At 29.1% G+C, this 23,404-nt stretch carries 36 protein-coding genes; 24 read left to right on the top strand and 12 right to left on the bottom strand.

Annotated features, from left to right (window positions below):
* The first annotated feature begins 36 nt into the window (after window positions 1–36).
* Together CKL_RS21050 and CKL_RS17800 are read left to right on the top strand one after the other, a co-directional pair.
* Complete coding sequence (locus tag CKL_RS21050; RefSeq protein ID WP_012103979.1) at window positions 37–243, top strand: hypothetical protein; 207 nt, start codon at window positions 37–39, stop codon at window positions 241–243.
* Entirely contained in the window at window positions 203–976 is a 774-nt protein-coding gene (locus CKL_RS17800; protein ID WP_012103978.1) for a DMT family transporter, read from the top strand. Before CKL_RS21050 ends, CKL_RS17800 begins: the two co-directional genes overlap by 41 nt.
* 164 nt (window positions 977–1,140) lie before the next feature.
* Here CKL_RS17800 and CKL_RS21045 read toward each other — a convergent pair whose 3' ends face one another.
* The gene (locus CKL_RS21045) at window positions 1,141–1,278 is read right to left on the bottom strand and encodes a hypothetical protein (RefSeq protein WP_012103977.1); all 138 of its coding nucleotides are present in this window, start codon (window positions 1,276–1,278) and stop codon (window positions 1,141–1,143) included.
* A gap of 397 nt (window positions 1,279–1,675) precedes the next feature.
* On the bottom strand, window positions 1,676–2,023 hold the full coding sequence (locus CKL_RS17790) for a sulfite exporter TauE/SafE family protein (RefSeq protein ID WP_012620996.1): 348 nt from the start codon (window positions 2,021–2,023) through the stop codon (window positions 1,676–1,678).
* A gap of 507 nt (window positions 2,024–2,530) precedes the next feature.
* Here CKL_RS17790 and CKL_RS17785 point away from each other — a divergent pair.
* From CKL_RS17785 to CKL_RS17735, 11 genes are all read left to right on the top strand, one after another.
* Window positions 2,531–3,367 (top strand): Mrp/NBP35 family ATP-binding protein, encoded by an 837-nt coding sequence (locus CKL_RS17785; protein WP_012103974.1) that lies wholly within the window; start codon window positions 2,531–2,533, stop codon window positions 3,365–3,367.
* Window positions 3,364–3,723, top strand: coding sequence for a NifB/NifX family molybdenum-iron cluster-binding protein (locus CKL_RS17780; RefSeq protein ID WP_012103973.1), 360 nt, complete (start codon window positions 3,364–3,366; stop codon window positions 3,721–3,723). The genes CKL_RS17785 and CKL_RS17780 overlap by 4 nt, the downstream gene beginning before the upstream one ends.
* Before the next feature lie 25 nt (window positions 3,724–3,748).
* On the top strand, window positions 3,749–4,579 hold the full coding sequence (locus tag CKL_RS17775) for an ATP-binding protein (RefSeq protein WP_012103972.1): 831 nt from the start codon (window positions 3,749–3,751) through the stop codon (window positions 4,577–4,579).
* A complete protein-coding gene (locus CKL_RS17770; RefSeq protein ID WP_012103971.1) occupies window positions 4,570–5,418 on the top strand; it encodes an ATP-binding protein in 849 nt (282 codons plus the stop codon). The genes CKL_RS17775 and CKL_RS17770 overlap by 10 nt, the downstream gene beginning before the upstream one ends.
* 46 nt (window positions 5,419–5,464) lie before the next feature.
* A complete protein-coding gene (locus CKL_RS17765) occupies window positions 5,465–5,824 on the top strand; it encodes a C-GCAxxG-C-C family (seleno)protein (protein ID WP_012103970.1) in 360 nt (119 codons plus the stop codon).
* Window positions 5,825–5,870: 46 nt separating this feature from the next.
* On the top strand, window positions 5,871–6,227 hold the full coding sequence (locus CKL_RS17760) for a NifB/NifX family molybdenum-iron cluster-binding protein (protein ID WP_012103969.1): 357 nt from the start codon (window positions 5,871–5,873) through the stop codon (window positions 6,225–6,227).
* Between the two features lie 16 nt (window positions 6,228–6,243).
* A complete protein-coding gene (locus CKL_RS17755; protein WP_012103968.1) occupies window positions 6,244–6,717 on the top strand; it encodes a Fur family transcriptional regulator in 474 nt (157 codons plus the stop codon).
* Window positions 6,687–7,145 carry a DUF134 domain-containing protein gene (locus CKL_RS17750; protein WP_012103967.1) on the top strand — a complete coding sequence of 153 codons (459 nt, stop codon included), beginning with the start codon at window positions 6,687–6,689 and terminating at the stop codon, window positions 7,143–7,145. Before CKL_RS17755 ends, CKL_RS17750 begins: the two co-directional genes overlap by 31 nt.
* A gap of 19 nt (window positions 7,146–7,164) precedes the next feature.
* Entirely contained in the window at window positions 7,165–7,554 is a 390-nt protein-coding gene (locus CKL_RS17745; protein WP_012103966.1) for an iron-sulfur cluster assembly scaffold protein, read from the top strand.
* Between the two features lie 146 nt (window positions 7,555–7,700).
* On the top strand, window positions 7,701–8,543 hold the full coding sequence (gene modD / locus CKL_RS17740; RefSeq protein WP_012103965.1) for a ModD protein: 843 nt from the start codon (window positions 7,701–7,703) through the stop codon (window positions 8,541–8,543).
* Window positions 8,544–8,662: 119 nt separating this feature from the next.
* Window positions 8,663–9,541 carry an MBL fold metallo-hydrolase gene (locus CKL_RS17735; protein ID WP_012103964.1) on the top strand — a complete coding sequence of 293 codons (879 nt, stop codon included), beginning with the start codon at window positions 8,663–8,665 and terminating at the stop codon, window positions 9,539–9,541.
* A gap of 133 nt (window positions 9,542–9,674) precedes the next feature.
* On the opposite strand, the gene CKL_RS21040 is transcribed toward CKL_RS17735, so the two are convergent.
* From CKL_RS21040 to CKL_RS17715, 5 genes are read right to left on the bottom strand one after another with little or no spacing between them, the layout of a single operon-like run.
* Window positions 9,675–9,821: a hypothetical protein gene (locus CKL_RS21040; RefSeq protein ID WP_155814046.1), complete on the bottom strand. Its 147-nt coding sequence runs from the start codon at window positions 9,819–9,821 to the stop codon at window positions 9,675–9,677.
* Window positions 9,811–10,233: an SHOCT domain-containing protein gene (locus CKL_RS17730; protein WP_012103963.1), complete on the bottom strand. Its 423-nt coding sequence runs from the start codon at window positions 10,231–10,233 to the stop codon at window positions 9,811–9,813. Before CKL_RS17730 ends, CKL_RS21040 begins: the two co-directional genes overlap by 11 nt.
* Before the next feature lie 5 nt (window positions 10,234–10,238).
* Complete coding sequence (locus CKL_RS17725) at window positions 10,239–11,111, bottom strand: sensor histidine kinase (protein ID WP_012103962.1); 873 nt, start codon at window positions 11,109–11,111, stop codon at window positions 10,239–10,241.
* A gap of 50 nt (window positions 11,112–11,161) precedes the next feature.
* Window positions 11,162–12,025: a HAMP domain-containing protein gene (locus CKL_RS17720; RefSeq protein ID WP_012103960.1), complete on the bottom strand. Its 864-nt coding sequence runs from the start codon at window positions 12,023–12,025 to the stop codon at window positions 11,162–11,164.
* The gene (locus CKL_RS17715; protein ID WP_012103959.1) at window positions 12,018–12,710 is read right to left on the bottom strand and encodes a response regulator transcription factor; all 693 of its coding nucleotides are present in this window, start codon (window positions 12,708–12,710) and stop codon (window positions 12,018–12,020) included. Before CKL_RS17715 ends, CKL_RS17720 begins: the two co-directional genes overlap by 8 nt.
* A 196-nt stretch (window positions 12,711–12,906) precedes the next feature.
* Between CKL_RS17715 and CKL_RS17710 the strand changes: the two genes are divergently transcribed.
* The 5 genes from CKL_RS17710 to CKL_RS17690 all read left to right on the top strand — a co-directional run bounded on the left by CKL_RS17710 (window position 12,907) and on the right by CKL_RS17690 (window position 16,064).
* A complete protein-coding gene (locus CKL_RS17710; RefSeq protein WP_012103958.1) occupies window positions 12,907–13,350 on the top strand; it encodes a hypothetical protein in 444 nt (147 codons plus the stop codon).
* A 176-nt stretch (window positions 13,351–13,526) separates the two neighbouring features.
* A complete protein-coding gene (locus CKL_RS17705; RefSeq protein WP_012103957.1) occupies window positions 13,527–13,820 on the top strand; it encodes an ArsR/SmtB family transcription factor in 294 nt (97 codons plus the stop codon).
* Between the two features lie 38 nt (window positions 13,821–13,858).
* Window positions 13,859–14,098: a thioredoxin family protein gene (locus CKL_RS17700; RefSeq protein ID WP_012103956.1), complete on the top strand. Its 240-nt coding sequence runs from the start codon at window positions 13,859–13,861 to the stop codon at window positions 14,096–14,098.
* Window positions 14,099–14,213: 115 nt separating this feature from the next.
* On the top strand, window positions 14,214–15,182 hold the full coding sequence (locus CKL_RS17695; protein WP_012103955.1) for a permease: 969 nt from the start codon (window positions 14,214–14,216) through the stop codon (window positions 15,180–15,182).
* Window positions 15,183–15,416: 234 nt separating this feature from the next.
* Window positions 15,417–16,064 carry a 4Fe-4S binding protein gene (locus CKL_RS17690; RefSeq protein ID WP_041700866.1) on the top strand — a complete coding sequence of 216 codons (648 nt, stop codon included), beginning with the start codon at window positions 15,417–15,419 and terminating at the stop codon, window positions 16,062–16,064.
* A 416-nt stretch (window positions 16,065–16,480) separates the two neighbouring features.
* On the opposite strand, the gene CKL_RS21435 is transcribed toward CKL_RS17690, so the two are convergent.
* The 4 genes from CKL_RS21435 to CKL_RS20110 form a co-directional block, all read right to left on the bottom strand.
* On the bottom strand, window positions 16,481–16,882 hold the full coding sequence (locus tag CKL_RS21435; RefSeq protein WP_012103953.1) for a transposase: 402 nt from the start codon (window positions 16,880–16,882) through the stop codon (window positions 16,481–16,483).
* 30 nt (window positions 16,883–16,912) lie between these two features.
* Window positions 16,913–17,068: a hypothetical protein gene (locus CKL_RS21430; RefSeq protein ID WP_242649438.1), complete on the bottom strand. Its 156-nt coding sequence runs from the start codon at window positions 17,066–17,068 to the stop codon at window positions 16,913–16,915.
* Between the two features lie 351 nt (window positions 17,069–17,419).
* Window positions 17,420–17,527 carry a helix-turn-helix domain-containing protein gene (locus CKL_RS21755; protein ID WP_341271444.1) on the bottom strand — a complete coding sequence of 36 codons (108 nt, stop codon included), beginning with the start codon at window positions 17,525–17,527 and terminating at the stop codon, window positions 17,420–17,422.
* Between the two features lie 697 nt (window positions 17,528–18,224).
* A complete protein-coding gene (locus tag CKL_RS20110; protein ID WP_197530246.1) occupies window positions 18,225–18,350 on the bottom strand; it encodes a Spo0E family sporulation regulatory protein-aspartic acid phosphatase in 126 nt (41 codons plus the stop codon).
* Between the two features lie 146 nt (window positions 18,351–18,496).
* On the opposite strand from CKL_RS20110, the gene CKL_RS17675 reads away from it, so the two are divergent.
* From CKL_RS17675 to CKL_RS17660, 4 genes are all read left to right on the top strand, one after another.
* Window positions 18,497–18,727, top strand: a complete 231-nt coding sequence (locus CKL_RS17675) for a helix-turn-helix domain-containing protein (protein WP_012103951.1) — start codon at window positions 18,497–18,499, stop codon at window positions 18,725–18,727.
* Between the two features lie 60 nt (window positions 18,728–18,787).
* Window positions 18,788–19,138, top strand: a complete 351-nt coding sequence (locus tag CKL_RS17670) for a GIY-YIG nuclease family protein (protein WP_012103950.1) — start codon at window positions 18,788–18,790, stop codon at window positions 19,136–19,138.
* Between the two features lie 493 nt (window positions 19,139–19,631).
* Window positions 19,632–20,291, top strand: coding sequence for a phosphatase PAP2 family protein (locus CKL_RS17665; RefSeq protein ID WP_012103949.1), 660 nt, complete (start codon window positions 19,632–19,634; stop codon window positions 20,289–20,291).
* The gene (locus CKL_RS17660; protein ID WP_012103948.1) at window positions 20,292–21,308 is read left to right on the top strand and encodes a glycosyltransferase; all 1,017 of its coding nucleotides are present in this window, start codon (window positions 20,292–20,294) and stop codon (window positions 21,306–21,308) included.
* 79 nt (window positions 21,309–21,387) lie between these two features.
* Here CKL_RS17660 and glf read toward each other — a convergent pair whose 3' ends face one another.
* A complete protein-coding gene (gene glf / locus CKL_RS17655; protein WP_012103947.1) occupies window positions 21,388–22,509 on the bottom strand; it encodes a UDP-galactopyranose mutase in 1,122 nt (373 codons plus the stop codon).
* Between the two features lie 247 nt (window positions 22,510–22,756).
* Between glf and CKL_RS17650 the strand changes: the two genes are divergently transcribed.
* Together CKL_RS17650 and CKL_RS17645 are read left to right on the top strand one after the other, a co-directional pair.
* Window positions 22,757–22,954, top strand: a complete 198-nt coding sequence (locus tag CKL_RS17650; RefSeq protein WP_012103946.1) for an alpha/beta-type small acid-soluble spore protein — start codon at window positions 22,757–22,759, stop codon at window positions 22,952–22,954.
* 162 nt (window positions 22,955–23,116) lie between these two features.
* Window positions 23,117–23,311 (top strand): hypothetical protein, encoded by a 195-nt coding sequence (locus tag CKL_RS17645; protein ID WP_012103945.1) that lies wholly within the window; start codon window positions 23,117–23,119, stop codon window positions 23,309–23,311.
* The last annotated feature ends 93 nt before the right edge of the window (window positions 23,312–23,404 follow it).

The raw sequence follows: 23,404 nt of genomic DNA, 5'->3' as shown, positions 1-23,404 counted from the left end.
AACCTATTTCGAACCATAGTTTTTTTGTGTTTTTCTATGTCAAGACTTCACGGTATTATATATGCAGAAGGGGTGATTATTATTTCACAAAAAAAAGCCGATTTGATTATAGCCTTAATTACGATGGCATGGGGATCATCTTATCTATTTATGAAAATGGGATTAGACAGTATTGATGTTTTTAATTTAGTAGCTCTGCGTTTTGGAATTGCCTTTCCTATTAACCGCCCCAATTTTCTATAAAAAGTTATGTAATATAGATAAAAAGACATTACTATACGGGACGATATTAGGATTGGCATTGTTCTGCGTACTTTCAACACTTATGTTTGGATTAAAAACAACTTCCGCATCAAGCGCAGGTTTTCTAGCAGGAACAACTGTCGTTTTTGTACCACTGCTCCAAATTATTATTCATCGAAAAAGACCTACGTTACCTATAACGGCTGGTGTGATTTTAACGATAGTTGGAATTGCTCTACTTACGATAGATAGCACATTTCAACTTGATACAAAATCTTTGCTTTGTGTATTGGCTGCCTTTATTTATGCAGGTCAAATTCTACTTACAAGCCACTTTTCCAAAATGGTTGATCCATTAGCGTTAGGGGTCTTACAATTAGAATTCGCAGGAATATTTGGATTGCTATTTTCCTTTATATTTGAGCAACCAAGATTGCCAAACAATTCTGTTGAATGGATTGCTGTATTATCTCTAAGTGTGATATGTAGTGCTTTTGGTTTTGTATTACAACCAGTTGCTCAAAAATATACAACTCCTGAACGCACGGGTATTCTATTTTCCCTTGAACCCGTTTTTTCAGCCATATTTGGCTTTGCTTTTCTTGATGAGATCTTAAAAATTCAAGGTTATTTTGGAGCAATATTTGTATTAGCTGGGATTATTATTTCTGATATAGATAAAAAAGTATCTCTTAAAACTAATTACCAACGAGGAATACTAAATAAGAGATGAAACAAAATCTTTATATTCGGGATATAATCTTCAAAACGTAGAACGGAGAGTCTTACCTATTATTAATACACATAAAAATAATAGGTATCCTACAGTCTGTGAGTGTGGATTTTGTCAACACTTAGAGGGAAACTGAGGATTTTATTTCCCTCTAATAATCTATTTTAACAATCACATGGATCGTATTCTCTATATACTTCATTTTCGCATCCGCAACATAATAATAAAAGTATTATTATAACTAGCACTTCTTTTCCTCGTCCAAATCCACCATATCCAACATTACAACCACATCTTGACATAAAGATCCCCCCCTTGTTATCTTAAATATATATTTTTAGTTATCTAACTTATTATCATTTGTTCCATATCATCTTTTGTCATGTACTTTTATAATATTAATGAGACAAATGAAATGTTACTGCAGCAGATGAATGAATATATCAAAAATTCAAGAGTCATAGAAGTGCCATTTAGGGCATTTTGTACTTGGAATCATGAACTTACTGTATATCTAACGAACGAAATGCGTCAGAATGATTCTGTAGAAGTTTTAACATTAAAGCTTATAATTATCTGTTCCATTTTAAAGGGGGATCTAGTAAAATCAATTAAGGGTTATACGTAAACAATTTGTAAAAGCACCTATGATAAAAAATCATACAAAAACAATCATAGAAAATAATTGATGAATCTGTGTTAAGGCAATAAAAGCTCATGTAAGCTTATTGTGTAAATGGAAATATTTCGGAGTAAATCTATCCTGTTATTTTCAAGAATTAATTTAATAGATATTAAAATCATTAAAATCCCAAATAATTTCCTTAATATATTTATCGATATAATATGGGATATTTTAGCTCCAAAAACTGAACCTATAATTAAGAACATGCATATTAAGATTCCTGCCTGAAGATTAACCTGATCTCTTTTATAGTAATCTATAAATGCAAGGATTCCTGCTGGTGGTAATAAGATAGCAAGGGATGTTCCTTGAGCCTTTAACTGACTAAACCTGCATAAATAAATCAATGCAGGCTCCACCACTTATACCAAATAATCCACTTAAAATACCTGCTATAACACCTATAATAATAAATAAAATAGTACTAATTATTATTTTTACTTCCTTATTTTTTAGAATAGCGTTCTAATAATGCTGGGCATAATCTCTACTTAATTCAATTTTTTTTATATTTATGACTTGCTAATGTACGTGCATAGAATAGGATTATATAAATATATCTTATTTTAATTAACGACACACTTACAGGAGAAATGATAGTGTACTCCTTAAGTTATTGCATAAATTTTAGATTTAATTTACCTTAATATATTGTTTTAACTATAGTAAGTTTCACTCATAACAGACAATGTTGTTATAGGAACAACTGTATTTGTCAAAGTTGATGCCCATTCATAGCCCATTTTTCATATATATCAAACATAAGTATATTACTGTTTTTTATGTATGATTTATTGGCATTTGACAATAACAATAAATAGTGATATTATAAAAGTGGCAAATGCCAATATGTATATGGAGATGATTTAATGTCGGAATGTAATTCATGTCCATCAAATGATGGATGCAGCAAGGATAAGGAAAGTTGTATGGTTAAAAACAATCCCTATAATAAGGTGAAAAAAATTATTGGCGTTATGAGTGGCAAAGGGGGAGTGGGAAAATCATCAATTTCTGTTCTTATAGCCAGACACTTGAAAGACATGGGATATAGTGTAGGAATTTTGGATGCAGATGTAACAGGACCAAGTATTCCTAATTTAATGGGTCTAAGAGGGAAGAAAGCAGAAACCAATGAAGAATTTATATTACCTGTAGAAACACAAAGTGGAATAAAAACGATATCATTGAATTTGCTTTTACAAGATGAAAACCAACCGGTTATATGGAGGGGACCGCTAATATCTGGAGCAGTAAAACAATTTTGGACAGATGTAATATGGGGAGAACTTGATTATCTGGTAATTGACATGCCACCAGGAACAGCAGATGTTGCACTTACAGTAATGCAGTCTATTCCTATAAGTGGTTTAGTCATGGTATCTATACCGCAGGAGTTAGTTTCTATGATAGTTTCAAAGGCTGTGAATATGGCGAAAGCTATGAATATCAATATTTTGGGAGTTATTGAAAATATGAGTTATATAGCCTGTCCCCACTGCGGAAAAAAGATAAAACTTTTTAACGCAGAAGGTACGGGGAAATTTTTAAAGGATATGGATTTAAAACTTTTAGGGGAACTTCCCATGTTAAGCAGTATAAGTAGTTTATCAGAACAAGAAGGTAAAGGTATAGATGAAAGCCTTAAAAAGATTTTTAATCCTATTGTTACTAATATTATTAATAGTTTGGAGGAAGGAAAATGAAAATAGCAATTTCAGCACATGGTGTAGAAATAGATAGTTTGTTGGATGTGAGATTTGGAAGATGTAAGTATTTTCAAATTCATGATACTGAAGGGGAAGAAATTAAGGTATTGGAAAATAAAGGTCAATTTTCAGGAGGAGGTGCTGGTATTGCAGCGGCACAACAAGTACTTGATGAAAATGTAGACGTTATAATTACTGGAAATTTAGGGCCTAATGCCTTTAAAATCATTAACAAATCAGGAATTAAAGTTTATAAGTGTGAAAGCATTACTGTGAGTTCTGTTTTAGAAAAATTTGAAAAAGGTGAACTTAAAGAGTTAACACAGTCAGGACCGGCGCATCATGGAATTTAAAATAGGATTTTAAGGAGGAAGTAACTTGAATATAGCAGTATTAAGTGGAAAAGGAGGTACGGGTAAAACTACTGTGTCTACAAATATTGCCCTTGCATTAAAGGCTAATTATGTGGATTGTGATGTAGAAGAACCAAATGGATTCTTATTTTTGAAACCGCATATTGAAAAGACAGAACAGGTTAAGGTAGAATACCCATTTATAGATGATGAAAAATGTATTTCCTGTGGCTTATGTGTAGAAGTCTGTGAATTCAATGCCCTTGCAAAGGTTAAAGGTGATATTATATTATTTCAAAAGCTATGTCATGGTTGTGGTGCCTGTAAAATTATATGTAAGCAGAATGCATTGAGTTATAGGCATAGAGAGACGGGGAAAATAGAAAAAGGTTATGCAAAAAATATAAAATGTCTAAGGGGAGTACTCAATGTAGGAGAACCTATGGCAGTACCTGTAATAAAGCAGCTTTTAGAAAATGTGCCAGAAGGAGTAAATATAATTGACTGCAGCCCGGGTACATCCTGTAATGTAGTAAATACTATAAAGTATGCAAAAGGTGCAATGCTTGTTACAGAACCAACTGAATTTGGATTTCATGATCTTAAAATGGCAGTAGAACTGGTTAAAATATTTAATATTCCTTTTGGAATAATTATAAATAAGGATAATGGTGAAGACAATATAATAAGAAAGTATTGTAAAGAAGAAAATATACCTTTAATAGGCAGCATTGTTTATAGTAAGAATATAGCTGAAATCTATTCTAAGGGAGATATTTTATATAATAACGCTAAATATAAAAAATTATTTGATCACATGGCAGAAAGTGTATTGGAGGTGCTAAAGTGGAACTAGTAATATTAAGTGGAAAAGGAGGCACCGGAAAGACTACAATTGCAACAGCACTGTCGGAACTTACCAAAGATGTGGTTAGAATAGATTGTGATGTAGATGCCCCTAATTTATATCTTTTTTATAAAGGCGTAGATATAGAAAAAAAAGGTTTTTATGGCGGTAAAAAAGCAGTTATAAACAAATATTTTTGCAACAAATGTGGAAAATGTGAAGTTACATGTAAATTTAATGCCATAAAAGACTGTGTAGTGGATGCTTTTCTCTGTGAAGGTTGTGGCGCATGTACTTTAACATGTCCCGAAAAAGCAATTAAGCTGGTGGAGGATAAGTCAGCTGAGGTTTTTATTACAAGGACGGATAAAGGTATAATTTCCAGGGCACAAATGAACATAGGAAGTGATGGTTCAGGTAAATTAGTTACCTTTCTTAGAAATAATGGAAAAAGGTTTACTGGAAAAAATACATTAACAATTATTGATGCTTCACCAGGCATAGGGTGTCCTGTTATTTCATCTGTAACTGGTAGTGATGCAGTTTTAATTGTTACTGAGCCCACAAAATCCGGACTTGAAGATTTGATGAGAGTAACAGCATTATGTATGAGCTTTGGACTGCTTATTATGGTCTGTATAAATAAATATGATATAAATGAAGATATGGCTGAAGAAATAGAGAGGTTCGTAATAGAAAAAGAATTAGCTTTAGTAGGAAAAATTCCTTACGATGATACTGTAATAAAATCTATAAATGAAATGACGCCTATTATATACTATAAAGATAGTATAGCAGGTAGTGCTATTAAAAAAATGTGGGATGATATAAAAGAACTTATTTACTAAGAAAACTTAAAATACTAGAATGGATAAGAATAGGAGGAAGATGCAAGTGAAAAATGCAGTAGAATTTTATAAAGAAGGATACAACTGTGCAGAATCTATGATAAAGGCAGTAAATCAAGAAAAAAACTTAAATATTCCAGTATCAATAGCCAGTCCTTTTGGAAGAGGAATGACTGTAGGAAGTAGTTGTGGAGCAATAACGGGAGCACTTATGGCTTTAGGTGCAATAAAAGGAAGAAAAGAAGCAGTGGAACCCAATCAAGCAAGAGATTATACAAAAAAAATCATGGGAAAAATAAGAGAAAAATATGGAACATTTCAATGTGCAGAATTAAAGAAAAAAGGTGTATCCTGTGCTGAAATAATTGAGTATACCCATAGTGTTTTAAAGGAATATATCGATTAATTTTACAAAAATATTATAAAAATATATTATCTAGGAGGATATAATTATGAAAATAGCAGTTGCAAGTGAAGGAAAATATGTAAGTGGACATTTTGGACACTGTGAGGGATTTACAATTTACCAGGTAGAAAGTGAAAAAGTAAAAAGTGAGGAATTTATACCGAATCCAGGACATAAACCAGGGTACCTGCCAGTATTTTTAAAGGAACTTGGTGTAAATGTAATAATATCAGGTGGAATGGGTGCGGCAGCACAAGAGCTTTTCAATGAAAGTGGAATAGAGATTGTTGTAGGAGCTGAAGGGTTATGCAGCAAGGCTATAGACAAGTTTATAAAAGGTGAACTTAAATCTACAGGCAGTGTATGTAGTGAACATGCCCATGAGGGCCACTGTAATGAGTAATATTTAAGGAAACTCAATGAATAGAGATCTTTCCTTATATGAGAAATTAATTAAAAAAAAAGGATATAAGTTCACAACGCAAAAGAGAATAGTGCTTTTGGAAATGATAAATGCCAATACCCATTTATCCGTAAATCAAATTTATGAAAGAATAAAACACACAAATATTGGTCTTGCAACAGTATACAGAAGTTTGAAAATATTTGATGATTTAAATATAGTGAAAAAGATAAACATTAATGATATAAATTACTATGAAATGAAAATTTTTAGTGGAAAACTTCTACATGTTCATTTTAAATGTACTAAATGTAATAGTATAATAGATATAGATAATATAGATTTAATTATAGAATATATAAAGCTAAATAAAAAAGTTGAAGAAGAAAATAATTTAGAGGTAAATGATGTAAACATCATGCTAAGTGGAGTATGCAGTAAATGCAAGGGGGATAAAATATGCCAAGACCAACAAAGTTTAGAAAAGTAGAATTTTTCCCCAAAGATACTTATTTTGTGCCCTGGGGAAAAGCTAAATGTAAAATTGATGAAACAGTTTTAAAGGTAGAAGAACTTGAAGCCATGAGATTAAAAGATATTGAGGAATTAAACCAAGAAGAATGTGCTGAAAGAATGCAGGTATCAAGACAAACTTTTCAAAATATCATTGATAGTGCAAGAAAAAAGATAGCTATAGCTTTGACGCAGGGAAATGCTATAAGAATAAGTGGAGGCAATTATACAACCACTCTATGCAAATTTAAATGTTTTGATTGTGGCAGCATATATGAAATGAACTATGAACGGGACAGGTTTATTTGTCCCGTTTGTGGCTCTCAAAGAGTTATATGCAGTAAGAAAGCAGATTTTTGCGCAAAGTGGTGTACAGGTGACAACATGGAAGATAATACTTTGTAGAATAAATTTAAGTGAATATATGTTTACAAATGAATATACGGATATTGTTATTGAGCATTTTATGTGTCCTAAAAATGTAGGTATACTAAATGACTCCAATGGTGAAGGAAAAGCTGGAGATCCGGCTTGTGGAGATTCTTTGAATATATATATTAAGGTAAAGGATGATCTAATAGAGGATATTAGTTTTTTAGTTTATGGATGCCCTGCATCAGTAGCTACAAGTAGTATGACCACAGAACTAGCAAAAAAGAAAACTTTAAAGGAGGCATTATCTATTAGTGAAAATGATATAATAGATGCTCTTGGCGGATTACCTGAAAATAAGAAACATTGCTCAAATCTTGGAGTTAAGGCGTTGAGAAGTGCTATTGAAAATTATCTTGTTTCGGCAGTTGAAAATAAATAATGATTCATAAATTTGATATTAAGAACGAACATAAACTTGATAATTTATGGCTTAATAGCGCAAAAATAATCTAGTTTATATGATGGCTTTATAATTGATTTTCATATCTAAATATATAAAAAATGATTTCAGAGAAGGTGTTATAAATGTATATTTCAGATGAACTTATCGATAAATTTATTAGAGAAGATGTACCTTACATTGATTTAACAACTTTAATTCTAGGAATTGGTGATCAAAAAGGTTCCATACAGTTTTTTTCAAGGGAAGACGCTGTACTTTGTGGTACAGAAGAAGTTACGAAAATCTTTAACAGGTTGAATATAGATTTAATCAAAACATGTGTTTCTGGTAGTATAATAAAGAAAAACGAGATTTTCCTTGAAGGAATAGGGAAGGCTGAAGATTTACATATGGCATGGAAAGTCTCTCAAAACCTTCTTGATTATAGTTCAGGAATTGCTACAAAAACAAAAAAATTAATAGATAAAATTTCTACTATAAATCCAAATATACACATTATTGCTACAAGAAAGGTGATTCCAGGAACAAAAGAATTAGCTATAAAAGCAGTTATTGCAGGAGGCGGATTACCTCATAGACTAGGATTATCAGAAACCATATTGATTTTTAAGCAGCATTTAAATTTTTTAGGTGGTATTGATAAACTAAATGAAATAATAAAAAATGTTAAATCTAGAGCTTGCGAAAAAAAGGTAATAGTAGAAATAGACAATTTAGAACAAGCTATTGAGCTTAGCAAAAGTGGTGTTGATGGTATCCAGTTCGATAAAATTCCCTATGATAAATTGGAGAAAAATGTGAGTATCATTAGAAATATTAACCCTTCTATCATTATACTAGCTTCTGGAGGTATTAATGAAAATAACATTATAGAATATGCCAAAACTGGAGTTAATGCCATTGTGACTACTTCAATATATCATGCACAACCTATAGATATTGGATGTAATATAATACCACTTTAATGTCTTTTCCCTAGGATCTTGTATTAACTTAGTCGTTATAAAAGACTTTCCTATTTATGGTGATACTTTAATTTATAGACTTTAAGTTAAGAATATTTCAAATATAAAGGGGCGATATTGTGAAAATAATTACTTTAATAGAAAATTCCCTGAGAGATAATAAAAACTTAATATGCGAACACGGTCTTTCTTTTTTTATACAATCCTCAAAATTTAATATATTATTTGATACGGGCCAAAGTGAAAATTTTATAAAAAACGCAAAAAACTTGGGTATAGATTTAAATAAAACAAACTATATTGTAATAAGCCATGCACACTATGATCATGGTAATGGGTTAAAAAGTTTTGTTGAAAATTTTACTATAAGGCCCAAATTATTATTAAGTCAATATTTTTTCTCAAACGGAAAAAAATATTATCATGCTAAGAAAAATAACTCTGAAATCTTTAAGAATCCGCAAAGCATTAAAGATATGGAAGACTTTAGTTATATAGGAGTAAATTTTGATGAAAAATTTTTAGAACAAAACTCATTTAAGGTAGACTACATAACCTTAGATCAGACAGAAATAGTAGAAGGTGTATATATATTTACAAACTTTAAATTATATTATGATTTTGAAAAGCTAAACCCTAGTATGAAAATAAAAGCAGGAGAAAGTTTTGAAATTGACACTTTTAAAGATGAAATATCTATCGGAATAGATACACCAAAAGGACTTTTGATAATTTTAGGATGCTCTCATCCAGGAGTATTAAATATAATAAAATCCATTGAAATTAAATCAGGTAAAAATGTATTTGGAGTAATTGGAGGAACCCATCTAATGGAGGCTTCCATGGATAGAATTAAAAAAACTATAGTTGAATTGAAAAAAATGGACATAAAAATAATAGGGGCTTCTCACTGTACTGGGCATATTGCGACTTCTCAGTTAAAAATCTCTTGTGAAAAATTTTTTGTGAATTCCACTGGTTCTTCGATAGTTTGTTAAACTATAAAGCCAATGCATATAATGGAAGTCGTGCTTCTAGTATCAAGTGATTCTAAGGCTCAGGTGGAGTTTGCTTACGAGAAATGCTTTTCTCCATCTGAACCTTTTATTTTTGAAGGACTTATTTTTGAAATCAGTCCATAAAGGGACACAATGCATGTATAGAAGGAGCTTCGCCATCTCCAAGTAACTTATGAAGATAAGCTTTAACTGTAATTAGCATTAAAAACACTAAAAGTAAAACATAGCGTGGTGTCCTTAAAATCTTATCATTTTTCATTTGTTTTTCCTCCAAAGATTTTTGATTTAAATTCATCATATGAAATATGTCCTTTTGCAAGTTCTTCACATATAGAAGCATCGTAATTATTACTTTCAATTTCATTTTTAATATTTAAGAATTCTTTTGTAGTTATTAAACATTCAGCATATCTTTCAAGAAGTATAGGAGTATAGGAATTTAAATATTTAATATCTTCTATAATAGATTTTCTTTCTATAAATTCGTCAGCAGTAATCATACCAGAAGCATATTTAGTTTTAAGGATATCAAGTAATTTTATTGTAAAAGGACTTAAAGAAGGCTTACTTTTTAATGCTAAAAATATTAAAACTAAAATAATTAATAAGAAAAATATTAAAATGTAAGAACCGTAAAAACCTAATCCCATATGGTATCCATGTTTCATCATAATTTTTACCTCTCTCTTTTTATTGGAAATGAAATAGTTATTTTTGTTCCTTTTTTAAGCTTACTTTCTACAGAAAAAGAGCCATTTAAAACTTTTACTAATTTTTTTGCTATTGAAAGACCAAGTTCAGTACTTTTAGTATTTGAAGCTCTTGATTTATCGACCTTGAAGAACTTTTCTCCTAAGTATTGAATTTGATCTTCAGGTATGCCAATTCCATTGTCTTCAATAACTATAAAAATATTATTGCCATGAGCATATGTTTGTATATTTAAGCAGCCTTTATTTTGTGAGAACTTAATTCCATTGTCTAAAAATATTATAAGCAGCTGCTTTAGTTTATCGTAATCACTAAATAAAGACGGTAAGTTATCCTCTAGAGATAGTTGTAAATTTATGCTTTTAGCATTTATTAATAGGCTAAGATTTCTCAAAGTATCATTTATTACCATATTGACATTTAGCTCACTGAAATTAATATCCAATTTACCAGATTCTAATTTACTTAAATTGAGCAGGTCTTTAACCATTCTTTCAAGGCGATTGGTTTCTTTTAAAAGTGTAATGCAAGTATTCTTTATATATTTTGGTTTTGTTATGCCATCTATAATTGATTCTAAATTACCTTTTATAACTGTCAATGGAGTTCTGAACTCATGAGAAACATTTGAAATAAAATCCTTACGCATTTGCTCAAGTTTTTCTTTTTCACTTATATCCTGAATGAGAATTACACCACCTATGACTTCATTTGAATTATTTTTTATAGGAGATATAGAAAAATTTAATATTTTATTTAGATACTCTCTTGACAAATTTTTTTTTGTATTGTTAATTATGCTAAAATTAAAATCTTCAAATATATTTAATTTTGACAATGTTGAGCTAATGTTTGTTCTTGATTTAGTATCTTTGGGTGATAGTAGATTTAAAGCAGATTGATATTTATAATATTAAAGTTTTTATCCATTGCTAAAATGCCTTCATTCATACTTGTCAGTACATTACTTAACTTAGTCTTTTCTTCAAAAAGTTTACCTATTGTATATTTAAGTTTTAAGGATAATAAATCAAAGGAATTTGATAGCTCACCAATTTCATCTTTCTGATATATATTTGTTTTTATTCCATAATGGCCTCTTGCAAGTTTAAGTGCAGACGAATTTATTATTTTTATTGGCTTAGTAATATTTTTAGAAAAATAATATCCTATGAATCCAGAAAGAAATATTTCACCTAAAAGAGCAAAAATTAAATAGATAAAAAACTTATTCATAGAGTTTGAAAGATCAGATAAAGGTGAATGAAGAATTACTGCACCTATTATATTATTATTGTTATTTTTTATTGGAATTGCTGTAGTCATCATATATTCACCATAATAAGGATTGTATATTTCACCATATTCATCAGAACCAGTCAATACTTTTTTAATAATTGGACCATATAACTTATTTATGTCAGCATTATTGATATAAATAAGGTTAGAATTATTACTGTTTGATGTAGTTATAATATCTCCATTTGAATTGAGTATCCAAATTTTGGCGTTATCAATTGAATCTATTAAGTTTATAATGTCAGTAAATTCTTTTCTTTTAATATCCTTAGGCATATAAGGTTTAAGGGTCCTTGAAATTTCTATGGAATGTTTTTTCATATTATTTCTTTTAACTTCATATATATTATTTTTAAATATACTCAATGCAATAATACCTATTAAAAGTGTTGAAATAATAATAACTGCTAAAAAACCTATGGTAAGTTTAAAAGTAATATTTTTTTTAAACATCTTTCACCTCAAATTTATATCCCATGCCCCAAATAGTTTTAATATCCCTGTTATACTGTTCACTCAGTTGAAGTTTTGCCCTTATCCTCTTTATATGAGTATCTACTGTTCTTGGATCTCCAAAATAATCTATTCCCCATATCTCGTCAAGTAAAGTATCTCTTGAAACTATCTTGTTAGGATAAGTTGAAAGTACCCATAGAACTTCAATTTCTTTTTTTGTGAGGTTTACACTTACACCATCCAGTTTAACTGAATAGTTATCAATATCTAATTCAAGATGTTGGTATTTTATTATTGAAGGCTCATTATTTTTATGTGCCGTAATTCGTCTAAATACAGCTTTTATTCTTGCCACTACTTCGCCAGGACTAAAAGGTTTTACAATATAATCGTCAGCGCCGGAGTTCAATCCCCAAATTTTATCAGAATCTTCACTCCTTGCTGTTATCATGATTATTGGAGTATTAGATTTAAGTCGTATTAACTTGCATACCTCCATTCCATCGAATATTGGCATCATAATATCTAATAAAATAATTTGAGGATTGTATTGCTCAAATTTATCCAGTGCTTCTTTACCATTAAGAGCAGAAATTACAGTAAAACCTTCTTTTCTTATATAAGGTCTTAAAATTTTAATGATTTCAATGTTATCATCAGCAATCAAAATATTTTTAGTCATTCTCTATCACCTCACATTTCTTATGTTGTTTAGATTATAGCATTGCCATACATTTAAATTGTGAAATAATTGTGTACTGTTTAAATGTAAATTTATTTAAAGTAATTTCACAATTAGGACACTTTTTTATATTTAAGTTCCTTTATTATCGTATTATGGATAAATATATATAAATTAAATTTGAGGAGGAATAAGAATGAAAGTAAAAAAATTATTAGTAGCACTAGCAGTGACTTTGGTAGCTGGAGCAAGTGCAACAGTTTATGCAGAAACAACAACTAATCATACGGATCAGGGGTTAGGGCTTGGAAGAATAACTTCCAAGAGAGGTTATGATTATGTTTCTTCTGTATTAAAGAATAAACTTGGAATAACAGATAAAGAAATAAATGATGGCTTAAGTTCAGGAAAGACAATGTATGATTTAGCAAAAGATAAAGGCATGACTATTGATGAATTTAAAAAAGCATTAATTGAAGAAAAATCAAAAGCTATTGATGAAGCAGTATCTAATGGAACAATTACAAAAGGGCAGGTGGATTCTTTAAAAGAAAACATAAAGAATAATATAAATAACTGCAGTGGTAATATTAGTCATATGCACGGCATTGGTAGGGCAAATTGTTCTGCTTTGAGATAAAACATTAGATATTTAAATTAGAAGTCCGTAGGAAAAGATATTCTTACGGACTTTTTCATATATTTAATTTAGATATTAATTTAAAATTATTTATGATATTGACAAAACAAATTATTAAGTAGTATACTAATTATATAAGAATTTAATTATATAGTTATATTTTATGGAGGATAATTATGAATAAAGAAGAAATAAGTGTTAGAATTTTTAAAGCATTAGGACATCCTATAAGGTATAAAATAGTTAAGTTTTTATATGATGGACCCAAGTGTGTATGTAAATTAAATGAAGATATAGAATTTAGTCAAGCCAATTTATCGCAGCATTTAAAAATACTTAAGCAGGCTGGCATATTATCATCTGAAAAGATTGGTATGAACATTCATTATAGGATTAGTAATGAAGAAATAAAAAATATCATTGATAGTGTAGATAAATTTGTTATGAGTTACTTTAATAACTCTAAATAAGATATATTATAAATAAATTATACAAGGAGGATTAAGTTGTGGAAATAAAGATTTTAGGAACAGGATGTTCAAATTGCAAGAAGCTTGAAGCAAATGCAAAGGAAGCTGTTAAAGAACTTGATGTAGAAGCTAAAATTACAAAAGTAGAGGACATTAAAGATATTATGAAATATGGAATTATGAGAACACCTGCTATAGTTATTAATGAAAAAGTTAAAATGTTCGGTAAGATTTGTAATGTTGATGAAATTAAGAAGTATATTAATGATGAAAAATAAGGTCAAACTATATTAAAAGAGGACTTAACTCTATATTAATAAGAGTAGAGTCCATTATTTTAGAATGATATATAAGTATTTAATTATAAAGTTATAAATCGAAGGGATGAGTAATATGTTTACACCTGTACAAATTTTTGCTGATTGGCTTATTTATAATGTATTTAGAATTGCCAAAGATAGCAAGCTTGGTAGTGCTTTTAATTTCTTTGTATTTGATACTATAAAGATATTTATTTTATTACTAATTATAATCTATGTAATCACTTTTATAAGGAGTTTTTTTCCACCAGAAAAGACGAGAAAAATACTCGCTAAAAGTAAAAGGAGTACAATTATAGGTCATGTATTGGCTGCTATGCTTGGAATAGTAACTCCATTCTGTTCATGCTCTGCAGTTCCACTGTTTATTGGTTTTGTTGAAGCAGGGGTACCACTTAGAGTTACCTTTTCTTTCTTAATAGCTGCCCCAATGGTGAATGAAGTTGCGTTAGGACTTCTTTATGGTTTATTTGGAATAAAAATAGCTCTGATTTATGTAGTTTCTGGTGAGATAATTGCCATAGTAAGTGGTATTATAATTGGAAAATTAAAAATGGAAAAGCAAGTGGAAAGCTACGTTTATGAAATGCAAATGAATTCTGATGTAGAAATACCTAATCCTACTACAAAAGAAAGATTAGTAGACTCATGGAACTTTACAAAAGATTTAATTAAGAAAATATGGCTGTATGTAATAATTGGTATTGCTATAGGTGGTTTTATACATGGATGGATTCCAGCAGGAGCGCTGGCAAAATACGCTGGAAAGAGTAACCCATTTGCAGTATTTGTAGCTGTAATAATTGGAGTCCCATTATATTCCAATGCGGCTGGAGTAATCCCATTAGTTAGTGAGCTTACAAGAGCTGGAGTTGCAATGGGAACATCTCTTGCATTTATGATGGCTGTAACAGCACTTAGTTTGCCAGAAGCAATTCTTTTAAGAAAAGTATTAAAACCTAAATTATTGGCAGTATTCTTTGGAGTAGTAGCATTAGGAATAGTATTTATTGGTTATTTGTTTGATTTTGTAATAGGGTAGTAGTTTTACCAGGGCTATCTTATACGTAGCCTTAGCAACATAAAACAATATTGCAGTTTGATTTTTTTCTTGGTCTTTAAAGGTACAATCGTAAATAATTTTACTGCGAGTAAATATAAATAATAAGCATATGCTACAATATATATTTATATATTGTAATATTAAGATATTGTGATATAATCATATTAAGTAATTCAAATATTAAATAATTAATTTGAGGGGAGTTTATTGTATATGTTTCTAAATTTTTGGAAAAAGTATTCTTTTATATTACTAATAGCTTTTATATTATTAGGTTTCATTGATTTGAGATTTGCAATAGTAGCAATTGTTTGTATGGTAGCTCCTATAATTGTATCTATATTTAGGGGGAGATTTTGGTGTGGAAATCTGTGCCCACGAGGAAACTTTTATGATAATGTAGTTTCTAAATTTAGTGGCAAAAGAAAAGTGCCTAAATTTTTAAAATCTAATTATTTTAGAATCCTACTAATAATATTCATGCTGTCAATGTTTATACTGGGAGTTAAGAGAAATTGGGGGAATCTTTATAGTATTGGTGTGGTTTTTTATAGGATAATTGTTGTAACTACTATAATAGGAATATTTTTATCTTTAGTTTATAACCATAGAACTTGGTGTCATTTTTGTCCTATGGGAACTATATCATCTTTTATATCAAAGCTTAGAAAAAATAAAAAAGTATTACAAGTATCATCCAACTGTGTATCCTGTAAATTATGTGAGAAAAAGTGTTCATTGGGAATAGTTCCTTATGAGTACAAAAATGATTTATTAAGTCATCCTGATTGTATACAGTGTGGCAAGTGTGTTATAATATGTCCTAAAAAAGCAATAGGATATGATAAAATCAATTTATAATAGGATTATAACTGAACGTTATAGATTAATATTTAAAGTATAATGAAAAAGTTGTATTTTAGCAAAAAGGATAAATATGAGGGATTTAATATTTTAATGCAAAATAAAAAAAACTATTGACACATATATCGTTATATCTTGATATAAGAATATAACGATATATGAGATTATTGAAAAATAATAATAATATAAAAAGGAGCTGTTAATATGACAAAGGCATCAGAATATCATAAACAAGGATTTACATATGATGGGGCTATAATAAAAAGCTACCTGATGATCAAAAAGCTAGTAAAGGGCGTGTAGCGAGATTGATAAAGGCACATGGTATATGCTCTAAAGTGTCAAGGAAATATAAAGTGACTACAAATTCAAAGCATAATCTTCCTGTTGCAAATAACATGCTGTTATTCCCATTAAACTGATTGTAGTATCACTTTTTTTAATACCTTTCTTTTTAGCATTTTTAAAGATTTTTTCCTCCTTTGCTCAAATTGATCTTTAGTAAGTTTACAGACTACCAGCCTTACTTTACTCTTTTCAGTTCTTCCAACAAATGCGTCTGATATTTCTTTAATTTCACCTTCCTGTATTTTATTTGCGACACCTTTTAGAAACACCCTTTTATAAATAGTTGATTTCCTTGGCTGTCCATTTTTTAGATACTCTACATTCTCATTTTTTATATAAACAGCTATATTAGGTTTAAGCCTTGAAACATAGAAAGATTTTTTATTCTCCATATCCTCAAAATCCTTGAAATTAAAATACCCTAAATCCCTTAATGAAAGGTCTCCTGCTGTAAATGTATCCTTCATTTTGCTTCCAAAAGTATTATCATTTCCACTTCATGGACCTACATCTATGTGCATAAAGTTTCCCGACTTTAATTCATATTCAAGCTGTATTTTTATGGCGGAAGGCTGTGAACTTCCTCCAGAACCTGGATATATACTTTTATATATTTCCGGAACTTGAAACGCTGTAGAATCTGCTATTCTCATTCTTTTAAAATGAGAATCCCACATAAGTAAGTATATTTGAATCTATATGCTTTATACTACCTAAAAGTCTTGTTATTATACTATTTTTCGTAAATGAGCAAGAGTTTTTTATATTTATTATTAGCTTGATGGCTATGTGGTATTATCCCTTTTAGATAATACCATTGTATTGTACTTACTTTAATAGTATTATCTAATATAAATCCTATAATTTTACTATAAGTCTGGACTGATTTGATTAGGTAAAATTGTAACACTTATTGATTTATTTTGCTGTTAAATTTTAATTATAAATAAAGTTAGTTATGTTTAAGATAGAGAATATATATGAAATACATTAAAAAGATAATATTAGTACTCTTTTCCAAGAAGCCATAATATACTTACATTTAATGCATCGGCAATAGCAACAAGTTCTTTATCTGTAACTGGTCTTGTTTTAGATTCAATTTTGGATATTGTTGTTTTTTCAAATTCTATGTATCTTACGGCAAGTCTGGCAAGTAAATCATTTTGAGTTACTTTAGGTTTATTTTTAAGTCTTCCATATTTTACTCTGCTACCAATTAAATTTTTGTCTTTATTTTCAGCATGTAGTTAATTAATAAAAAATTTACAGCTGGCGAAAAAATGAATAAAGTAACTGAAACGGTTATTAAGATTTTAACAGAAAAGTAGATATTTTTATTATAATAGGCTTAAAACAATATATTACGATACAATTATGAAATATCTCAAGTCATAGTACAAAAATGAATAAGTTTGAATTTATGAGACACTGGCCAAGATTTAACTCTGCCCTCGTTCAGACAAGAAGATTGGCCAGCACTTTTAATTTAAATAAGTACTCTCCCCAAAAACCTAGGAAGTGTATAAACGGATTTTTTCAATTGTAAGAAAACCTTAAACAAGTTAGTATTTTTTACTACGTTCAAAAAATAGCTTGTTTAAGGGAAGATTAAAGAAAAAGATAACCATTCAACAATAATATGCATTAAAGGTTATTGGTGATGTAGTATTAACTGTAGTAATTTTGTTTTTAATATTGCTTAAATCCAGTAATATCAATAGGCAACAGCTTTCAATAGTTTAAATCCCTTTTTCTTGTCCATTATGATTCAATTTTTTGTATGGGAAAAAATAGGATCTTCCATACTCATTTGTGTACATATATGCAATTATCTAATTTCTGACTTACCTTTAATATTTGACTATACTCAGCCTTTTCTGTAATTAGAAAATATAGTTTCTCTCTTAATTCCTCCATCTTTTCTTTAAGCATATTACCTCCCATTTGTATACTAATTTGTACTACATTTAGTTCTTTAAGTCTTCATTTAATTATAACATAAATATCTTCTTTGAAGACTATAGTCCGTAGAATGTTTATAAAAATTCTTTGAAAATTATATGCAAGAGGTGAAATTTATGACGTTAGAAAAAGCTCTTGCTATAATTTTAAAAAACAATAGATTGAAATGTGGATTGTCACAGGAAGAACTGGCTTATAGATGTGAACTTGACAGAACTTACATAAGCTTACTGGAAAGAGAAAAGAGGAAGCCAACTTTGAATGTTATTTTTAAAATTTGTGAAAACTTAAATATAAAGACAAGTGCTTTTGTAAGAGAAATCGAAATGATGATGAATGATAATTAAAATTATACATGGATTTTTAGATGTAAGTAATAATATTATAAGAATTGTAAGGTAAACATAATGGATGGTACGAGTAAAAAACAAATTATTAAAGAGTATAAGCAAAGAGAAATAGAGATGGGTATAATTAGAATATATAATACAATTACAGGATATTGTTTTGTAGATATATCTAATAATTTATATAAACCTTTTGAAGGAATTAAATTTCAATTAGAACTTGGAAGATTTAAGTCAAAACAGCTTCAAAAGGATTGGAATATTTATGGACAAGAGCCGTTTAAATTTGATGTTGTAGAAAAGCTTAAAATAGATGAGGATGCCACAAATAAACAAGATAAAGATGACTTAGAGGAACTTTTACAATTGTGGATTAGTAGTCAAGGTGAAAATTTAAAACTATATGATTAATTTTATAAAGTATATTTTCATGTGAAAAATCATTTAGCAATTAAAGCAGAACTAAAATATTGCTAACATGCACCATAATAGTTATAATTACAATATAAGAGGGTAACGATAATAATTTATACAAATTCCCCCTTAAGATGCACTTCTAGCCTGGGGTTAAGTGGGCTGTCAAATTGAAAAACAAAAGTTTATTTTGGAATAGAAAGAGATGGGTGCGAGACCATTTCTTTTTGTGGGCATGTATTTGAATGGAAAAGTAAAGTGATGAGAATGGAAGACATAAGAAAAATAATAAAAAATTCGCATCAAATTCATATATTATAAATAGTTGTAATATGTTATAAATTCATAATATATAAGAGCGGGAAAAGCATTTTAACATTTATTTAGTCAAAGATAAGTAATGATAGGCAGAATTTTTTATAAAACAACACTAATATATTGACTTGATATCACTTAAAATATTATACTTAAAATAACTTAGGGGAAAAAGATGAAAATAATAAAACGAATATATAACTATATACCAAAGTATTCTATTAAACCTTTAATTGTATGTGTATTTTTTAATTTTGCTATATATTTAGGAGCGCGATTGTTTTATAAACATAGAGTTTTTCATAATTTAACCTCATACTGTGATGACAGAATTCCAGTGATTCCAATATTTGTATTGATTTACTTTGGAGGTTATCTTTTTTGGATTGTTAATTATATATTAATTAGTAACATAAATAAAGAACACTGCTATCGTTTTTTAACGGCAGATTTATTAGGAAAATTAATATGTGGCATTATATATATAAATTTTCCTACAACTAATATAAGACCTAATATTATCACGCCGGATATTTTTTCGGACATGCTTAAATTTTTATATAGTATAGATGCAGCAGATAATCTTTTCCCGTCAATTCATTGTCTGGTTAGTTGGTATTGTTTTGTTGGGTTAAGAAATTGTAAGGTTATTCCTGCTTGGTATCGATGTTTTTCTTTATTTATGGCTATAATGATATGTATTTCAACATTAACAACAAAACAGCATGTTATAATTGATGTTTTAGGGGGAGTTATGTTGGCTGAATTAACATGGAGGCTATCTTTACATTTACAACTTTATAAAACATTTAAGCTTATTAATCAGGAGGTATAAATGAAAGTTCTTACTGTAGTAATACCCTGTTACAATTCAGCAGCTTATATGGATAGAGCAATAGAATCGTTGCTAATTGGAGACGAGAATTTGGAAATTTTGATTGTAGATGATGGCTCTAGTGATAATACTTCAATAATTGCTGATGAATATGAGAAGAAATATCCTAACATAATACATACAATACATAAAGAGAATGGTGGTCATGGTGATGCAATAAACACAGGGCTTAAATATTCAAAGGGCATATATTTTAAAGTTTTAGATAGTGATGATTGGTTTGATAAAAATAGCTTAAAAAAAGTACTTGATATATTAAAAAATATGATTAATAATTCCAAAACATTGGACATGCTTATTGTAAATTATGTGTATGAGAATATAAATATGCATAAATCAAAAAGTATTAATTATAAAGGTGCAATGCCGGAAGAAAAAATATTTACATGGGATGACTTAGGACATCTTAAAAACAGTCAAAATATATTAATGCACTCAGTTATTTATCTTACAGAGATTCTTAAAAAATGTAATTTACAGCTTCCAAAACATACATTTTATGTGGACAATATTTTTGTATATAAACCACTGCCTTATGTAAAAACAATGTATTATATAAATGTAGATCTTTACAGATATTTTATTGGAAGAGAAGATCAATCAGTTAATGAAAAAATAATGATTAAGCGTATTGATCAACAGATTAAGGTAACAAAAATAATTATTGACTGTTATAATCCAATGATTATAGAATGTAAAAAGTTACGCAAATATATGATTAAGTATTTAGTAATGATGATGACAGTTAGTACAGTGTTATTATTAAAAGATAATACAGAAAAAAGTTTAAATAAAAAAAAGGAACTTTGGTATTATCTAAATTCTAAAAATAGGGATTTGTATAGAGAAATAAATAAATCCTTTTTGGGATTATTTGTGCAGATTAAAGGCTTAGTAGGAAAGAATATTATATTATTAGCTTATTCATTATCAAGAAGGATATTTGGATTTAACTAATAGGGACTTTATATTGTTAATAAGTATTGTTTGTGGAGATGCATCGAAGGTTTTATGGTTAAACTTTCAATGCATCTTACTATATATTTTTAGACATTTCATTTTTTACGCACATCAAAGCCTCTGCTACAATATTTTGCATATCAAAATATTTATACATCCCAAGACGTCCTCCAAATATAATTTTATTTTCTGCAGTTGCCAATGCTTTGTACTTTGCGTATAATTTGTTATTTCTATCATCATTCATTGGGTAATACGGAGCATCACCATGATGCCATATGGTGGGATATTCCCTTGTGATTACTGTCTTAGGATTAGAATTTCCACTTTGACAACCAAATTCAAAATGCTTGTGTTCGATTATTCGGGTATATGGAACATCATATTCTGTAAAGTTAACAACTGCATTACCTTGATAATTCTCACAATCTAAAATTTCTGTTTCAAAACGAAGAGAACGATATTCAAGCTTTCCATAACAATGGTTGTAATATTCATCAATCATTCCGGTGAAAACAATTTTATCTGCAAGAGATGTCAGTTTATCACGTTGTGTAAAAAAATCAGTTTCAAGGCGAATCTGGATGCCTTCCAGCATTTTTTCAATGATCTGTGTATAACCTCCAATGGGTATTCCCTGATATCTATCATTAAAATAGTTGTTATCGTAGGTAAAACGGACTGGCAGCCTTTTTATAATAAAATTTGGCAATTCTGTTGCCCTGCGTCCCCATTGTTTCTCTGTATAGCCTTTCACTAATTTCTCGTAGATATCTCTACCAACCAAACTTATTGCCTGTTCTTCAAGGTTTTTCGGTTCAATAATACCAGCTTCCTTGATTTGTTGTTGAATTTTAGCTTTTGCCTCTGATGGGGTAATTACTCCCCAAATTTTATTAAATGTATTCATATTAAAGGGCATGTTATAGAGTTCAGACTTATATCTAGCAATAGGGGAGTTGGTGTATCTGTTAAATTCAGCAAACTGATTCATGTATTCCCACACTTTCCTGCTATTTGTGTGGAAAATATGTGCACCATACTGATGTACTTGAATTCCCTCTATTTGTACTGTATATATATTACCCCCAATATGAGAACGTTTATCTATCACGAGACATTTTTTACCTCTTTTATTAGCCTCATATGCAAATATTGATCCAAATAAACCAGATCCAACAATTAAATAGTCATACATTGCCAATCCTCCTTTTTGATTTGACAACTAAAAGGATACTATATTTTTAGTGCAATGGCTATCTTTTTTTATAAAGAACTTTTCACTTTATTTTTTATAATTAAATTTTTCAAAAGTTCTTAATGACTATGCATAACATATTTACACATATATCTAAATATCCATTCAATTGCCTAGAGTATTTTTTATAGAAATGTACAAACTTTAAGTATAAGCAGTAAAAATCACTATAAAAGGAGTGTTTATTATGGCATATAACAGTAATAAATTAGTAGTACCAGAAGCTAGAGAAGCTTTAAATCAATTTAAAATGGAATCAGCTAGAGAAGTGGGAGTAAATTTAAAAAATGGCTATAATGGAGATCTTACTTCCAGGGAAGCTGGTTCTATAGGTGGAAATATGGTTAAAAAAATGGTTGAAGCTTACGAACAAGGTTTAAAGTAATATTTAATAAAAGCCTGTACCTTAATAGGAATACGGGCTTTATTTCAAATTTACAACGGATTAGAATGTTTAAGATTTAAATTTGTATTATCTAAGTACAAATTTAATAATTGGTTAAAATAAGAACAGATGTACACAAAAAATAATATAGGTGATGATAATATGAGAAATGGATTAATTACAACGGCGTTAGGTACTGCAGTTACTGCAGGTTCAGTTGCATTAAGAGCATCGGATTTGAAAAATAGAAGAATGCATAAAAATGATATTGTTCCTATGATAGAAACAGCTGCTTTGGGATTTGGGTTGGCTCATATTGTTTTGGGAACGGTGGATTTATTGCAAAATCGAAGATAAATCAAAAATCCCTACTCATATATTTAGAATTGAAAATATTCTTAAAATTGTGAGCTAGTAAATTAATCTACAAGTATGATAATAGTGGTATTT

The organism is Clostridium kluyveri DSM 555 (genome assembly GCF_000016505.1).
Classification (GTDB): Bacteria; Bacillota; Clostridia; order Clostridiales; family Clostridiaceae; genus Clostridium_B; species Clostridium_B kluyveri.
Note: the sequence above shows the minus strand (reverse complement) of the source record. Positions and strands in the feature narration are given on the sequence as shown.

Bases quoted from the DNA above. Each gene is read 5' to 3' on its own strand.
- CKL_RS17705 (WP_012103957.1), top strand. From the start codon at position 13,527: ATGAATAAAGAAGAAATAAGTGTTAGAATTTTTAAAGCATTAGGACAT.
- CKL_RS17660 (WP_012103948.1), top strand. From the start codon at position 20,292: ATGAAAGTTCTTACTGTAGTAATACCCTGTTACAATTCAGCAGCTTAT.
- CKL_RS17675 (WP_012103951.1), top strand. From the start codon at position 18,497: ATGACGTTAGAAAAAGCTCTTGCTATAATTTTAAAAAACAATAGATTG.
- CKL_RS17710 (WP_012103958.1), top strand. From the start codon at position 12,907: ATGAAAGTAAAAAAATTATTAGTAGCACTAGCAGTGACTTTGGTAGCT.
- CKL_RS17750 (WP_012103967.1), top strand. From the start codon at position 6,687: ATGCCAAGACCAACAAAGTTTAGAAAAGTAGAATTTTTCCCCAAAGAT.
- CKL_RS17695 (WP_012103955.1), top strand. From the start codon at position 14,214: ATGTTTACACCTGTACAAATTTTTGCTGATTGGCTTATTTATAATGTA.
- CKL_RS17690 (WP_041700866.1), top strand. From the start codon at position 15,417: ATGTTTCTAAATTTTTGGAAAAAGTATTCTTTTATATTACTAATAGCT.
- modD (WP_012103965.1), top strand. From the start codon at position 7,701: ATGTATATTTCAGATGAACTTATCGATAAATTTATTAGAGAAGATGTA.
- CKL_RS17760 (WP_012103969.1), top strand. From the start codon at position 5,871: ATGAAAATAGCAGTTGCAAGTGAAGGAAAATATGTAAGTGGACATTTT.
- CKL_RS17745 (WP_012103966.1), top strand. From the start codon at position 7,165: ATGTTTACAAATGAATATACGGATATTGTTATTGAGCATTTTATGTGT.
- CKL_RS17785 (WP_012103974.1), top strand. From the start codon at position 2,531: ATGTCGGAATGTAATTCATGTCCATCAAATGATGGATGCAGCAAGGAT.
- CKL_RS21045 (WP_012103977.1), bottom strand. From the start codon at position 1,278: ATGTCAAGATGTGGTTGTAATGTTGGATATGGTGGATTTGGACGAGGA.
- CKL_RS17645 (WP_012103945.1), top strand. From the start codon at position 23,117: ATGAGAAATGGATTAATTACAACGGCGTTAGGTACTGCAGTTACTGCA.
- CKL_RS20110 (WP_197530246.1), bottom strand. From the start codon at position 18,350: ATGCTTAAAGAAAAGATGGAGGAATTAAGAGAGAAACTATATTTTCTA.
- CKL_RS17780 (WP_012103973.1), top strand. From the start codon at position 3,364: ATGAAAATAGCAATTTCAGCACATGGTGTAGAAATAGATAGTTTGTTG.
- CKL_RS17715 (WP_012103959.1), bottom strand. From the start codon at position 12,710: ATGACTAAAAATATTTTGATTGCTGATGATAACATTGAAATCATTAAA.
- CKL_RS17665 (WP_012103949.1), top strand. From the start codon at position 19,632: ATGAAAATAATAAAACGAATATATAACTATATACCAAAGTATTCTATT.
- CKL_RS21435 (WP_012103953.1), bottom strand. From the start codon at position 16,882: ATGAAGGATACATTTACAGCAGGAGACCTTTCATTAAGGGATTTAGGG.
- CKL_RS17670 (WP_012103950.1), top strand. From the start codon at position 18,788: ATGGATGGTACGAGTAAAAAACAAATTATTAAAGAGTATAAGCAAAGA.
- CKL_RS17730 (WP_012103963.1), bottom strand. From the start codon at position 10,233: ATGATGAAACATGGATACCATATGGGATTAGGTTTTTACGGTTCTTAC.
- CKL_RS17720 (WP_012103960.1), bottom strand. From the start codon at position 12,025: ATGTTTAAAAAAAATATTACTTTTAAACTTACCATAGGTTTTTTAGCA.
- CKL_RS17755 (WP_012103968.1), top strand. From the start codon at position 6,244: ATGAATAGAGATCTTTCCTTATATGAGAAATTAATTAAAAAAAAAGGA.
- glf (WP_012103947.1), bottom strand. From the start codon at position 22,509: ATGTATGACTATTTAATTGTTGGATCTGGTTTATTTGGATCAATATTT.
- CKL_RS21050 (WP_012103979.1), top strand. From the start codon at position 37: ATGTCAAGACTTCACGGTATTATATATGCAGAAGGGGTGATTATTATT.
- CKL_RS17650 (WP_012103946.1), top strand. From the start codon at position 22,757: ATGGCATATAACAGTAATAAATTAGTAGTACCAGAAGCTAGAGAAGCT.
- CKL_RS21040 (WP_155814046.1), bottom strand. From the start codon at position 9,821: ATGAAAAATGATAAGATTTTAAGGACACCACGCTATGTTTTACTTTTA.
- CKL_RS21430 (WP_242649438.1), bottom strand. From the start codon at position 17,068: ATGAGAATAGCAGATTCTACAGCGTTTCAAGTTCCGGAAATATATAAA.